This window comes from Streptomyces sp. GMY02 (genome assembly GCF_019056675.1).
In the GTDB taxonomy this organism is placed as follows: Bacteria; Actinomycetota; Actinomycetes; order Streptomycetales; family Streptomycetaceae; genus Streptomyces; species Streptomyces odonnellii.
Window position 1 is genome coordinate 4,271,874 of record NZ_CP077658.1, and the last position, 14,008, is coordinate 4,285,881.

At 70.6% G+C, this 14,008-nt stretch carries 8 protein-coding genes; 5 read left to right on the plus strand and 3 right to left on the minus strand.

Annotated features, from left to right (window positions below):
* Window positions 1–50 precede the first annotated feature (50 nt).
* A complete protein-coding gene (locus KQY30_RS17895; RefSeq protein ID WP_217307697.1) occupies window positions 51–1,154 on the minus strand; it encodes a metallophosphoesterase in 1,104 nt (367 codons plus the stop codon).
* Between the two features lie 365 nt (window positions 1,155–1,519).
* Window positions 1,520–2,632, minus strand: a complete 1,113-nt coding sequence (locus KQY30_RS17900) for a LacI family DNA-binding transcriptional regulator (protein ID WP_079022854.1) — start codon at window positions 2,630–2,632, stop codon at window positions 1,520–1,522.
* A 624-nt stretch (window positions 2,633–3,256) separates the two neighbouring features.
* Between KQY30_RS17900 and hisC the strand changes: the two genes are divergently transcribed.
* The 5 genes from hisC (at window position 3,257) to KQY30_RS17925 (ending at window position 12,880) form a co-directional block, all read left to right on the plus strand.
* The gene (gene hisC, locus KQY30_RS17905; protein WP_217307698.1) at window positions 3,257–4,363 is read left to right on the plus strand and encodes a histidinol-phosphate transaminase; all 1,107 of its coding nucleotides are present in this window, start codon (window positions 3,257–3,259) and stop codon (window positions 4,361–4,363) included.
* 337 nt (window positions 4,364–4,700) lie between these two features.
* The gene (locus KQY30_RS17910; protein ID WP_217307699.1) at window positions 4,701–6,209 is read left to right on the plus strand and encodes a cytochrome ubiquinol oxidase subunit I; all 1,509 of its coding nucleotides are present in this window, start codon (window positions 4,701–4,703) and stop codon (window positions 6,207–6,209) included.
* A gap of 27 nt (window positions 6,210–6,236) precedes the next feature.
* Window positions 6,237–7,235: a cytochrome d ubiquinol oxidase subunit II gene (cydB, locus tag KQY30_RS17915; protein WP_217307700.1), complete on the plus strand. Its 999-nt coding sequence runs from the start codon at window positions 6,237–6,239 to the stop codon at window positions 7,233–7,235.
* A gap of 92 nt (window positions 7,236–7,327) precedes the next feature.
* Window positions 7,328–11,116 (plus strand): thiol reductant ABC exporter subunit CydD, encoded by a 3,789-nt coding sequence (gene cydD / locus KQY30_RS17920; protein ID WP_217307701.1) that lies wholly within the window; start codon window positions 7,328–7,330, stop codon window positions 11,114–11,116.
* Window positions 11,117–11,506: 390 nt separating this feature from the next.
* Entirely contained in the window at window positions 11,507–12,880 is a 1,374-nt protein-coding gene (locus KQY30_RS17925) for a GAF domain-containing sensor histidine kinase (protein WP_254407193.1), read from the plus strand.
* A gap of 119 nt (window positions 12,881–12,999) precedes the next feature.
* Here KQY30_RS17925 and KQY30_RS17930 read toward each other — a convergent pair whose 3' ends face one another.
* Window positions 13,000–13,803, minus strand: a complete 804-nt coding sequence (locus KQY30_RS17930) for a Cof-type HAD-IIB family hydrolase (protein ID WP_254407616.1) — start codon at window positions 13,801–13,803, stop codon at window positions 13,000–13,002.
* Between the last annotated feature and the right edge of the window lie 205 nt (window positions 13,804–14,008).

Here is a 14,008-nt window from a genome sequence, read left to right on the forward strand (position 1 = left end):
TCGGCGTGGGGTGACAGGGGGTTTACACAAATCGGCTTGACCCTGTTGTCTCAGTTCTCCAGGGGAAGCCGGACGACCAGCAGCTTTCCCGCCATCGTCACTCCGCCGTCCATCGCGATGGCAAGTCCGTCGGCATATACGTGTGGCCCTTCCACCAGCGGACCCGTGTCGGCTTCGCCGTCCGAGGCGTCTTCGGTGCCGACTTCGCCCAGCAGATAGGGAATCGGGCTGTGGCCATGGACGATGCGCTGTCCGCCGTACCGGGAGAGCAGTTCGCGTACGGCCTCGGGGCCGCCGTCGTCACGGAAGGCGAAGCGCTTGGTGAGTTTGCGGAACAGATCCCAGCATTCGTCCGCGTCATTGCGCGTGAGGATCTGATGAATCGTGTCGTTGACGTCCTCGATCGTGGACCCGTAGTCCAGATAGGCCGTCGTGTCGGAGTGCAGGAGGAGATGTCCGTCCGCCTCGACCACCGCGTCGAGCCGGGACATCCACTGGAGATGGACGTCCTGGAGGCGCTCCATATCGGTGCGCTGACCGCCGTTGAGCAGCCAGGCGGCCTGGAAGGTGGCCGTACCCGCACCGGAGTTGACATGGGTGTCGCCGAAACGTCTGGCGCCGATCAGCAGCAGTTCGTGATTGCCCATCAGGGCCTTGCAGTAGCCGCCCGCCGCCGCCGCTTCCGCGGAGAGCCGCATCACGAGATCGATGACACCGATGCCGTCGGGACCGCGGTCGGTGAAGTCGCCGAGGAACCAGAGGCGCGCGGTGCCCGCGGCCCAGTGGCCGTCGGCGTCGATCAGCCCCTGTTCGGCCAGCGCGGCGAGGAGTTCGTCGAGATAACCGTGGACATCGCCGACGACATAGAGCGGGCCGAGACCGTCGGGGACCGGCGACTCCGCCGCAGGGCCGACGTGCACCTGGACCGTGTCCCCCCGGTTGATCACCGGGAGATCGCGTTCGGTGGGGGTGTAGCCCTCCGGGGGTTCGTCATCGGGGACCGCGTTGCCGGGGTGCCCGGACGGGCCGGCGGCCGTGGGGCCTGACGGGCCGGGTTCTCCGGACTGCACGGGAACCAGCGCGTACGGCGGTACGCGGAAGTCGCGCAACGTCGCCGTCCGCACCACGGGTCCCTGGCCGGCCCCCTGTGTCATCGACCCCTCCACCGCCGTCGTGCCGCCGTACACCTGTGGGGCCCGCCCGGCCGGTGGGGGTGAGCCCGTCGGCGGTGAGCGAAGGTCCGCGGTGTCGTGCGCCCATCATAGGAATGCGGGTCCTCCCGTGTGACGCACCAGGGGTGGTGAATCCGATTGCACCTCTGGTTCACCGGCTGTTTTCGGGCCGATCGCCCGAAATGTCAAAGGTCTGGGCCTTCACCGGTCATTGCACCGGCTCAACCAGTTCTCCACCGGCCCCGTCCGTCCCGCCCGTACCACCTGTTCCCGTTGTGTCCCGGGCTCTCGGCAGCCCCTGACCGCGTGCTGTGCTCCGCGCGGCCCGGGGTCCGCCGTACTGATGGTCAGTCACCCGCGGGGGACCGGGGCGCGCTGACCGTGGTGCGCGGAGGGCGGCGCTGGGAGGAGGTCCGGACGATCAGTTCGGTCGGTATCACCTGCTCGACCGGCCGGTCGGTCTCCAGCCCCTCGATGGCGTCGATGAGGAGCTGGATGACCGCGGTGCCGATACGGCGCGGCTTGAGCGAGAGCGTGGTGATCGGCGGCTCCGTCGAGGCGTACACGGTGGACTCGCTGCAGCAGACGAGCAGCAGGTCGTCCGGTACCCGCAGTCCGTACCGCCGTGCGGCGGCGAGCAGATCGGTGCCGTTGGGGTCGAAGAGCCCGTAGACGGCGTCGGGCCGGTCCGGGCGGGCCAGCAGCCGGTCGGCTGCGACGGCCCCCGCGCACGGGTCGTGGGCGGGATAGGACTCGTAGACCGGGTCCTGGCCGACTCGTTCGCACCAGTGCAGATAGGCGGTGGTGGAGAGCCGGGTGTAGGTGTCCGTGGTTGTGCCGGTGAGCAGGCCGATCCGGCGTGCGCCGGCCGCGGCGAGATGGTCGAGCAGATCGAGGACGGCCGCTTCGTGGTCGTTGTCGACCCAGGCGGTGACGGGAAGGGTGCCCGCGGGCCGGCCGTCGGAGACGACGGGAAGACCCTGGCGGACGAGTTCGGTGACCACGGGATCGTGGTCGGAGGGGTCGATGACGACGGTGCCGTCGAGGGCGACATTGGCCCAGACGTCGTGGCGGGAGGTGGCGGGGAGGATGACGAGGGCGTATCCGCGGGCGAGTGCGGCGGAGGTGGCGGCCCTGGCCATCTCGGCGAAGTAGGCGAACTCGGTGAAGGTGAAAGGTTCATCCCCGTACGTCGTCACCGTCAGGCCGATGAGGCCGGACTTGCCGGTACGGAGGGTTCTGGCGGCGGCGGACGGCCGGTAGCCGAGGCGTTCGGCGACTTCTCGGACATGGCGTCGGGTGGCGTCGGGTAACCGGCCCTTGCCGTTGAGCGCGTCCGAGACAGTCGTGATGGAGACACCGGCTGCGGCGGCCACGTCCCGGATGCCCGCCCGACCTTGCCGGCTTCCCCGGCGGGATGTGTCCGTCCGGCTCACCTGGTGTTTCCCTGCTGCTGTCATGGCGAGCCGATAGTAGGGCTCGGGCGGGCGGTGGGTCCGGTCGCACAATCACCTATGGGCAGGCACGTTTTTGCATGGTTGAAGGTGGTAAATGGCCTTGGAAGGCAAGGGAGTTAACACGTGTAGCTATGTTCTGCCATGCAACGAGCGGCATGGACCTGGCGAAGGGGCCATGTTTCGAAGAGGTCTCAACTCACCTCTACGGGGGACGCGCGCCACGGCGTGGGCCACCGGCGCGCGCCAGGGAAGCGCGTGCGCCCCTCTCCCGGCGGCCTTCCGGAGGTCATCCGCCGGCCTCCCGCAGGACGTCCTGCGGCCGTCGGGCGGGGGCCGGCAGCCGCGCGGCGCGTGTCCTGCGGCTGCGCGACGGAGCGCGGCGGGAGTGCTGCGGGCGGCGCGGCCGGGGTGCGGCGGGAGTGCTGCGGGGGCGCGGCCGGAGTGTGGCCGGTGTGTGCGGCCCGTGTGTGACGGACCTCCTTCGGCCGCCATTCGCAGCGGACGCGAATCCTCATAAGGTGTGCAGCATTGAAGTCGTCATCGATGCCGGCGCCGACGCCGGTGTCCATGACGGTGATGCCGGAGTCGAAGTCGTACGGACCCGTGAACGGCCGAGGAGGACCTGCGGTGAGCGAGACGAGCCCCAAGCTGCGTGCCGAGCTGGACGGCATCCCCACGTACAAGCCGGGCAAACCTGGCGGGCCGACGGCGTCCGGCGGCCCCGCCGCGTACAAGCTGTCCTCCAACGAGAACCCGTACCCGCCGCTGCCGGGCGTGATGGAGCGGGCCATCGAGGCCGCGGGCGCCTTCAACCGCTACCCGGACCTGGCCTGCAGCGGGCTGATGGAGGAGCTGGCCGACCGCTTCGGGGTGCCCGTCTCGCATCTCGCGACCGGTACGGGGTCGGTGGGGGTCGCCCAGCAGTTGCTCCAGGCCACCTCGGGCCCCGGGGACGAGGTCATCTACGCCTGGCGTTCCTTCGAGGCGTACCCGATCATCACCCAGATCGCGGGCGCGGCCTCCATAAAGGTGCCGCTGACCCCGGGCGACGCGCACGACTTGGACGCGATGGCCGACGCGATCACCGAGCGGACCCGGCTGATCTTCGTCTGCAACCCCAACAACCCGACCGGCACGGTGGTGCGCAGGGCCGAGCTGGAACGGTTCCTCGACCGGGTGCCCGGCGATGTGCTGGTGGTGCTCGACGAGGCGTACCGGGAGTTCATCAGGCCCGGGCGGGGCGCGGAGGGCGGCGAGGTGCCGGACGGGCTGGAGATCTACCGCGACCGCCCGAATGTGGCGGTGCTGCGTACGTTCTCCAAGGCGTACGGTCTGGCCGGGCTGCGGGTGGGCTTCGCGATCGCCCATGAGCCGGTGGCCGCCGCGCTGCGGAAGACCGCCGTCCCGTTCGGCGTGAGCCAGATCGCACAGGAGGCGGCGATCGCCTCGCTGCGTGCCGAGGACGAACTGCTGGGGCGGGTGGGCGCGCTGGTCGCCGAGCGCGAGCGGGTGCACGCGGGGCTGGTCGGCCAGGGCTGGACCGTACCGGAGACCCAGGCCAATTTCGTCTGGCTGCGGCTCGGCGAGCGTACGGTCGCGTTCGCGGCGGCCTGCGAGGCGGCCGGTGTGGTCGTACGGCCCTTCCCGGGCGAGGGGGTACGGGTCACGATCGGCGAGCACGAGGCCAATGACCTGTTCCTTCAGGCGGCCGAGACGTTCCGCAAGGAGATGTAGCAGGGCGAGTCGCAGCCGGGCGGGTTGCGGCCAGCAGCCGGGCGGGCTGCGGCCAGGAGTGCCGGGCGATGCCGGCAAGGGGCGGTCCCTTCGGGGCCGCCCCTTCGGCGTGTCCGGAGGCGGCCGGCGGCTGTCCGGAGATGGCCGGTGGCTTGTCTTCGACCCCCCTGCGCCGGCCCGGAAGGGTGTGCGACATAATGCTTGTGAATGTGAACGCGTTCACAAGCTCGCCTTGTTCGTTGCGGTATGTCCGGGGTGAAAGGGGCAAGCCGCCGCCGTCACCACTCCGGTGAAGGCGCGCGAGGCGGTTGTGCAAGGCGATTAAGGAGAAGGCGACGTGTACCTGGCTCTGGCGCCGGAGACCCTGGCGCGATGGCAGTTCGGCATCACCACCGTCTACCACTTCCTCTTCGTCCCCCTGACGATCTCGCTCGCCGCGCTCACCGCCGGCCTGGAGACCGCCTGGGTCCGCACGGGGAATCCGAAGTACCTCAAAGCCACCAAGTTCTGGGGCAAGCTCTTTCTGATCAATATCGCGATGGGGGTCGTCACCGGCATCGTGCAGGAGTTCCAGTTCGGGATGAACTGGTCCGACTACTCGCGCTTCGTCGGTGACATCTTCGGAGCCCCGCTCGCCTTCGAGGCGCTGATCGCCTTCTTCTTCGAGTCCACCTTCATCGGACTGTGGATCTTCGGCTGGGACAAGCTGCCGAAGAAGATCCATCTCGCCTGCATATGGATGGTCTCGATCGGTACGGTCCTCTCCGCCTACTTCATCCTGGCGGCCAACTCCTGGATGCAGCATCCGACCGGCTTCCGTATCAACGAGGAAGCCGGACGCGCCGAACTCACCGACTTCTGGAAAGTCCTCACCCAGGACACCGCGCTCACCCAGTTCTTCCACACCCTGACGGCCGCTTTCCTGGTCGGCGGCGCCTTCATGGTCGGAATCGCCGCCTTCCATCTCGCCCGCAAGAAGCACATCCCGGTGATGCGGACCTCGCTCCGCCTCGGCCTGGTCACGGTGGTGATCGCCGGACTGCTCACCGCCGTCAGCGGTGACACGCTCGCCAAGGTCATGTTCAAGCAGCAGCCGATGAAGATGGCCGCGGCCGAGGCCCTCTGGGAGGGCCAGGCGCCCGCGCCCTTCTCGCTCTTCGCGTACGGAGATGTCGAGAAGGGCCACAACACCGTGGCCGTCGAGGTCCCCGGACTGCTGTCCTTCCTCGCCAACAGCGACTTCAGTTCGCATGTCCCCGGCATCAACGACGTCAACAAGGCCGAGCAGCAGAAGTACGGGCCCGGCGACTACCGGCCCAATATCCCGGTCGCCTACTGGGGCTTCCGCTGGATGATCGGCTTCGGCATGGCGTCGTTCGCCATCGGCCTGCTCGGACTCTGGCTGACCCGGAAGAAGTTCCTGCTGCCACCCGCCCTCCGGACCGGCGAGGACGAGGTGCCGCATCTCGTTCTCTTCAGGAAGAAGGCGCTGAGCCCCAAGTTCGCCAAGTGGTACTGGATCACCGCCCTCTGGACCCTGCTCTTCCCGCTGATCGCCAACTCCTGGGGCTGGATCTTCACCGAGACGGGGCGCCAGCCCTGGGTCGTGTACGGGGTGCTCCGCACGGCCGACGCGGTCTCCCCCGGTGTCTCGCAGGGCGAGGTGCTCACCTCGATGATCGTCTTCACCCTGCTGTACGCCGTCCTCGCGGTCATCGAGGTCAGGCTGCTGATCAAGTACGTCAAGGCCGGGCCGCCGGAGCTGACGGACGCGGATCTCCATCCGCCCACGAAGATCGGCGGCGATCCGGCGGACGCCGACCGGCCGATGGCCTTCTCGTACTGACGATTCGACCGAGGGACGTGAGGAGCTATGGAACTCCACGATGTCTGGTTCGTTCTGATCGCCGTTCTCTGGACCGGCTACTTCTTCCTTGAAGGCTTTGACTTCGGTATCGGCATCCTGACCAAGCTGCTGGCCCGCGACCGCAAGGAGCGGCGGGTCCTCATCAACACCATCGGGCCCGTCTGGGACGGCAATGAGGTCTGGCTGCTGAGCGCGGGCGGGGCGACCTTCGCCGCCTTCCCCGAGTGGTACGCCACCCTCTTCTCCGGCTTCTATCTGCCGCTGCTGCTCATCCTGGTCTGTCTGATCGTGCGCGGTGTCGCCTTCGAATACCGGGCCAAGCGGCCCGAGGAGAACTGGCAGCGCAACTGGGAGCACGCGATCTTCTGGACCTCGCTGCTGCCCGCGGTGCTGTGGGGTGTCGCCTTCGGCAATATCGTGCGGGGCGTCGAGATCGACGCCCACAAGGAGTACGTCGGCAGCTTCGGGGATCTGCTCAATCCGTATGCGCTGCTGGGCGGACTGGTCACGCTGACTCTCTTCACCTTCCATGGCACGGTGTTCGCCGCGCTCAAGACGGTGGGGGACATAAGGGTCCGGGCCAGGAAGCTGGCCGTCGGGCTGGGGCTGCTCACCGCCGTGCTGGCGCTCGGTTTTCTGCTCTGGACCCAGGCGGACAACGGCGACGGTACGAGCCTGGTCGCGCTGATCGTGGCCGTGGCGGCGCTGGCCGGCGCGGTCGGGGCTATCGCGGCGGGGCGTGAGGGCTGGTCCTTCGCCCTCTCCGGCGTCACGATCGTGGCCGTCGTCGCGATGCTTTTCCTGACGCTCTTCCCGAATGTCATGCCGTCGTCGCTGGATCCGGCCTGGAGCCTGACGGTGACGAACGCCTCGTCCACCCCGTACACGCTGAAGATCATGACCTGGTGCGCCGGGATCGCGACTCCGGTGGTGCTGCTCTACCAGGGGTGGACGTACTGGGTGTTCCGCAAGCGGATAGGGACGCAGCACATCGCGGACGCGTGAGCTGCTACGGGGGATTTGCTGGGTGATCGCTCGGGGTCACCAGGGTCACCAGGGTCATGAGTGTCGGGCGGCATCAGGAGTAGGTGTTTCACGTGAAACCAATCGATCCGCGCCTGTTGCGCTATGCCCGCGCCACCCGCTTCTTTCTGGCTGCCGTGGTGGGTCTGGGGCTGGCCGGCGCAGGGCTGGTGGTCGCTCAGGCGATGCTGATCGCCGAGGTGGTGGTGGGCGGCTTCCAGCGTGGGCTCGATGGTTCCGAGCTGCGTACTCCCCTGCTTCTGCTGGCCGCGGTCGCCGTCGGGCGCGGTCTGGTCTCCTGGCTGACCGAGCTGGCGGCCCACCGGGCGAGCGCTGCGGTCAAGTCCGAGCTGCGTGGGCGCTTGCTGGAACGGGCGGCGGAACTCGGTCCGGGCTGGCTGAGCGGGCAGCGCACCGGTTCGCTGGTCGCGCTCGCCACGCGCGGGGTCGATGCCCTAGATGATTACTTCGCGCGCTATCTGCCTCAGCTCGGACTCGCTGTGGTCGTACCGGTGGCGGTCCTGGCGAGGATCGTCACTGAGGACTGGGTCTCGGCGGCGATCATTGTGGTGACCCTGCCGCTGATTCCGGTCTTCATGGTGCTGATCGGCTGGGCCACCCAGGCGCGGATGGACCGTCAATGGCGGCTGCTGTCCCGGCTGTCGGGCCACTTCCTGGATGTGGTCGCCGGGCTGCCGACCCTCAAGGTCTTCGGCCGGGCCAAGGCACAGGCCCAGTCGATCCGTACGATCACCTCCGAGTACCGGCAGGCCACCCTCCGTACGCTGCGGATCGCCTTCCTCTCGTCCTTCGCACTGGAGTTGCTGTCGACGCTGTCGGTGGCGCTGGTCGCGGTTGGTATCGGGATGCGGCTGGTGCACGGCGATCTCGATCTGTACACCGGCTTGGTGGTGCTGGTCCTCGCCCCCGAGGCCTATCTGCCGATCCGCCAGGTGGGGGCGCAGTATCACGCGGCGGCCGAGGGGCTGTCGGCCGCCGAGGAGATCTTCACGGTCCTGGAGACCGAGCCTCCGGCGCGCGGTACGGAGGTGATCACCGGCTCCGGTGCGCCTCGGCTGGAGCTGGAGGCGGTGACCGTACGCCATCAGGGCCGTAAGGAACCCTCGCTGGACGCGGCTTCGCTGACGGTCGAACCGGGGGAGACGGTCGCCCTGGTCGGGCCGAGCGGGGCGGGGAAGTCCACGCTGCTCGATGTCGTCCTCGGATTCACCACGCCTGACGAGGGGCGGGTACGGGTGGACGACCGCGATCTGGCCGCGCTCGACCCGTACGGCTGGCGGGAGCGGATCGCCTGGGTGCCGCAGCGGCCGTACCTCTTCGCCGGGACGATCGCGGAGAACGTACGGCTGGCCCGGCCGGACGCGGACGACGCGGCGGTACGGGAAGCGCTGCGGGAGGCGGGCGCGTACGAGTTCGTGGCGGCGCTCCCCCAAGGGGTGCTGACCGTGCTCGGCGAGGACGGTGCCGGGCTCTCGGCCGGTCAGCGGCAGCGGCTCGCGCTGGCCAGGGCGTTTCTCGCCGACCGGCCGCTGGTGCTGCTGGACGAGCCCACGGCGGCGCTCGACGGTGAGACGGAGGCGGGCATCGTCGAGGCGGTACGGCGGCTGGCCAGGGACCGTACGGTGCTGCTCGTCGTCCATCGGCCGGCGCTGCTTGCGGTGGCGGACCGGGTGGTCGCGCTGCGGGAGAGGTCGGAGGGCGAGGCGGACCCGGGGCTTGGCGTGAGCGAAGCCAATTCGGTGCGTGGCGTGGGCGAAGCCGATCCGGGTCTTCGCGTGGGCGTGGGTGTCGCGGGCGCGGAGGTTCCGCGGCTTGGCGTCGGCGCGGAGGTTTCGCGGTCCGGTGCTGGCGAGGGAGTCTCGGCGGGGGAGCGGGGCCTCGGCTCCGCTCCGGCGCCCGCGCGTCCCGTAGGCGAAGCTTCCGAAGAGCAGGCCGTACCGGCATTGGGCGGCGAACTGCCCGTAGCGGCCGGGGATTCGCTTGCTCAGCTTGCCTCGCTTGCTCCGCTCGCGCGGATGCGGGCCGCCGCCGGGGCGCTGCGCGGCCGCTTCGTACTGGCCCTGCTCCTCGGAAGCTGCGCCCTCGGCTCCGCCGTCGGGCTCATGGCAGTCTCCGGCTGGCTCATCTCACGCGCCTCCGAACAGCCGCCCGTGCTCTATCTGATGGTCGCGGTGACGGCCACCCGCGCCTTCGGGATAGGCCGGGCCGTCTTCCGGTACGCCGAGCGCGTCGTTTCGCATGACGCCGTGCTCAGGACGCTCGCCGATCTGCGGGTCGCGGTGTACCGGCGGCTGGAGCGCATCGCGCCCGCCGGCCTCGGCGGGACCCGGCGCGGCGATCTGCTGTCCCGGCTCGTCGCCGACGTGGACGAACTCCAGGACTACTGGCTGCGCTGGCTGCTGCCGGCCGGTACCGCACTGCTGGTCGCGGCGGGCACGGTCGGATTCACCGCGTGGCTGCTGCCGGAGGCGGGCGCCGTACTCGCCGCCGGGCTGCTGGTCGCCGGGGTCGGCGTGCCGCTGGTGAGCGCCGCCTGCGCCCGCCGGGCCGAGCACCGGCTCGCCCCCGCGCGCGGAGCATTGGCCACCCGGGTCGCCGATCTGCTCCGGGGCACCGCCGAACTGACCGTCGCGGGCGCGCTGCGGAGCCGTCTGCGCCAGGTGCGCGAGGCCGACGGAACGCTGACGGCGATTGCCGCACGCGGGGCGAGCGCCCAGGCCCTCGGCGGCGGGCTCTCCGCGCTGGCCTGCGGACTGACCGTGGCCGCGGCGGCGCTGGTGGGCGTGGCGGCCGTACGCGCGGGTCGGCTCGACGGCGTCGAACTGGCCGTGGTCGTCCTGACCCCGCTCGCCGCGTTCGAGGCGGTCACCGGGTTGCCGCTGGCCGTGCGGCACAGGCGGCGGGCCGTGCGCAGTGCGGAGCGGGTGTGCGAGGTACTGGACGCCCCCGTCCCCGTACAGGAACCGGAGCGGCCGGCCCCCGCTCCCGTATCACCGTTCCCGCTGGAGGTGCGGGGTCTGTCCGCGCGGTACGCGGGGCAGCGGCGGGACGCGCTCAGCGGGCTCGATCTGACCCTGACCGCCGGGAAGCGCGTCGCCGTCGTCGGGCCCTCGGGGTCGGGCAAGACCACGCTCGCGCATGTGCTGCTGCGCTTCCTGGACGCGCGCGAGGGGGACTGCCGGCTGGGCGGTACGGACCTGGGCTCGCTCGACGGGGACACCGTCCGCCGGTTCATCGGTCTGTGCGCGCAGGACGCGCACCTTTTCGACAGTTCCGTACGCGAGAACCTGAGGCTCGCCCGTACGGACGCGACCGAGGACGAACTGCGTGAGGCCCTGCGCCGGGCCCGGCTGCTCGACTGGGCCGATTCCCTGCCCGCGGGCCTCGACACGCTCGTCGGCGAGCACGGCGCCCGGCTCTCCGGCGGGCAGCGGCAGCGGCTGGCGCTGGCCCGCGCGCTGCTGGCCGACTTTCCCGTACTGATCCTGGACGAGCCCGCCGAACATCTCGACCTGGCGACCGCGGACGCGCTGACCGCCGATCTGCTGGAGGTGACGGAGGGCCGTACGACGCTGCTGATCACCCACAGGCTGCGGGGGCTGGACGCGGTGGACGAGGTGATCGTGCTGGACGGCGGCCGTGCCGTACAGCGGGGTACGTACGCCGAGCTGGCGGCGGGCGAGGGGCCGCTGCGCCGGATGCTGGAGCGGGAGCGGGCGGGGGACGCGGCCGGGGTTGCTGCTGGGGGTCTGGGCGGTGCGCGGGTGGCGGACGCGCAGGTGGCCGGGGCGCGGGTGGCTGGTGCGCGAGCGCCGGGTCGCCGGACGGCTGAGGCCCGGTAGGCCCGTACTCGCGCACGCGGACTTTCCCTATCAAATGGGAATTATTAGGCTCTGGCCTATGAAGGTGCCCGAGCCGCTGGAGCCTCTGGACGCGGTCACTCGCGCGGCGAGCAGTCTGGAGGGCCTGTCCGTCGAGAACACCGCGCGTGTGCCGCAGCTTCTGGAGGCGATGTGCTCCGTCGGCACGGGGCGGGGGCTGCACACCACGCTCAAGCGGATCTGTGAGACCGCCGCCGAGCTGGCCGGGGCCCGCTATGCCGCCATCGGGGTCCTCGACGAGGCGGGCGAGAGCCTCTCGGACTTCGTGACCCACGGCGTGGGCGAGGACGTGGCCCGCCGGATCGGCCGCAGACCCGACGGACACACGGGCCTGCTCGGCGTGCTGAACAGGTGTCCCGAACCGATCCGGCTGGCCGATCTGACCACCGATCCGCGCGCCGCGGGATTTCCCCCGGCCATCCGCGGATGCGGACGTTCCTGGGAGTCCCCATTCGTGCCCAGGGCGAGGCACTCGGCAATTTCTATCTGGCCGAGAAGCCCGGCGGGGGCGAGTTCAGCGACTACGACCTGCACATGGTGCGCGTCCTCGCGACGGATGCTGCGAACGCCATCGGCAACGCCCGGCTGTACGAGGCGGCCCGACAGCGCGAACGCTGGATCGACGGCTCGGTCGCCGTCACCACGGCCCTGCTCACCAGCGGTGACGCGGGCGACGCGCTGTCCGTGGTCGCCGAGCAGGCGCGCCGGCTGGCGGACTCGGTCATCGGAGTGGTGCTGCTGCGCACGGAGGCCGGCGGGCTGGAGGTCGTGGCCGTGTCCGACGAGCATCCGACGGTGAAGCGGAAGTACGTCGTACCGGCCACGAACCCCGTCGCCATGACCCTGCTGGCCGGTGAGTCCATGTTCCTGGACGATCTCGCCACCGATCCGCGGATGACGCCCGCCCTGGCCGCGGATTTCGGGCCCGGGATGCTGCTGCCGCTGCGGTCCGACGGCCGGGTGCTGGGCGCGCTGGCCATGCCCCGGGCGCGGGGCGCGCGCCGGTTCGGGGAGCGGGAGCGGACCATGGCCGACCAGTTCGCCGCCCAGGCCGCGCTGGCGCTGATGACGGCCGAGGCGCAGCGCGACCGCGAGCGGCTGGCGGTTCTGGAGGACCGCGACCGTATCGCCCGTGACCTGCACGATCTGGTCATCCAGCGGCTGTTCGCGACGGGGATGACGCTGGCGAGCGCCCAGCGCGGAGCGGTCGCCGCGGAGGTGCACCAGGGCATCGACCGGGCCGTCGACGAGCTGGACGTGACCATTCAGGAGATCCGTACGGCCATCTTCGCGCTCCAGCAGGGACCGGCCGAGGCGCCGGCCGGGGTGCGCACCCGCGTACTGCGGGAGATCAATATGGCGGCGGTGCCCCTGGGATTCCGGCCCAGCCACCGGTTTCTCGGGCAGGTCGACGCCGCCGTCGGTGAGCTGGCCGGGAAGAATCTGATCGCCGCGCTCCGTGAGGCCCTCTCCAACGCCTTCCGGCACGCGCACGCCACCCGTATCGAAGTGGTCGTCGACGCGACGGCCCGGCTGCCCGACGGCAGGGCGGCGGTGCGGCTGTCGGTCGCCGACGACGGGGTGGGCATCCCGGACGGCGGACGGCGCAGCGGGCTGCGCAATCTGGCGCGGCGGGCCGAGTCACTGGGCGGATCGAGCGTGTGCGGGCCGGGGATCGGCAGGGGCGGGCGCGGTACGACGGTGATCTGGGAGGCGCCGCTGTGACGGCGGCGGGTGTGGCGTGGCGTGGAGACGCCGGAGCCGGGCCTGGATCTGCTCGTGTCGCGACCGCGACCGGCTGCTCGTGCCGCCACCGCGACCGGGCAAACCTTGCCGGGACAGACCTAGATCCGGGCCAGGATCTGTTCGATGACGATCGCCACGCCGTCCTCGTTGTTGGTGACCGTACGGCCTGACGCGGCGGCCAGCACATCCGGATGGGCGTTGCCCATGGCGTACGACGTCCCGGCCCAGGCCAGCATCTCCAGATCGTTCGGCATGTCGCCGAAGGCCACGACCTCGTCGGACGATATGCCGCGCTCGGCACAGCACAGGGCGAGGGTGCTGGCCTTGCTCACGCCCAGGGCGCTGATCTCCAGCAGCGCGGTGGGGCTCGACCGGGTGATCGTGGCGCGGTCCCCCGCCGCTGTACGGGCCAGGGTGAGGAAGGCGTCGGGCGTCAGGGCGGGGTGGTGGGCGAGCAGCTTGACGACCGGGCCCGCGGAGTCCTCGTACGCCTCGTCGAAGATCCTCTCCGCGGTGGCGACGGTCGCGCCCGGGTCCTCAAGGAAGGGCGGGTACGTCGGCTCGTAGCGGATGCCGTGGGCCATCTCGACGGCGAAGGCCGTTCCGGGGGCGGCGTCGCGCAGGGCCTGGACGACATACAGCCCGGTCTCGCGGTCCAGGTCCCGGACCTTCAGCAGCTCGCCGCCGGCGTGCAGATCGACCACGGCCGCGCCGTTCGCGCAGATCGCCAGGCCATGACCGTGCACATGCTCGCTGACGACATCCATCCAGCGGGCCGGGCGCCCGGTGACGAAGAAGACCTCGACGCCCGCTTCCTCGGCGTTCTTGAGCGCGGCGATCGTACGGTCCGACACGGACTTGTCGTCGCGGAGCAGGGTGCCGTCGAGATCGGTGGCGATCAGCCGAGGCCGGGCGGGGAGCGGGGAACCGGGCGAGGCCGGTGTCTCCGGGGCCTTTGGGGCTTCCGCGGTGGCTGGGGTTTCCGGGGCGGCTGGGGAGTCGTCCGTGGGCGAGGTCACGGCGCCATTCTCCCGTACGGATGCGCACGGGCGTGCGGAGGGGCGCCCATCTGAGACGGGGTCAGTCGGACGGTGTGCACGCGTGCAC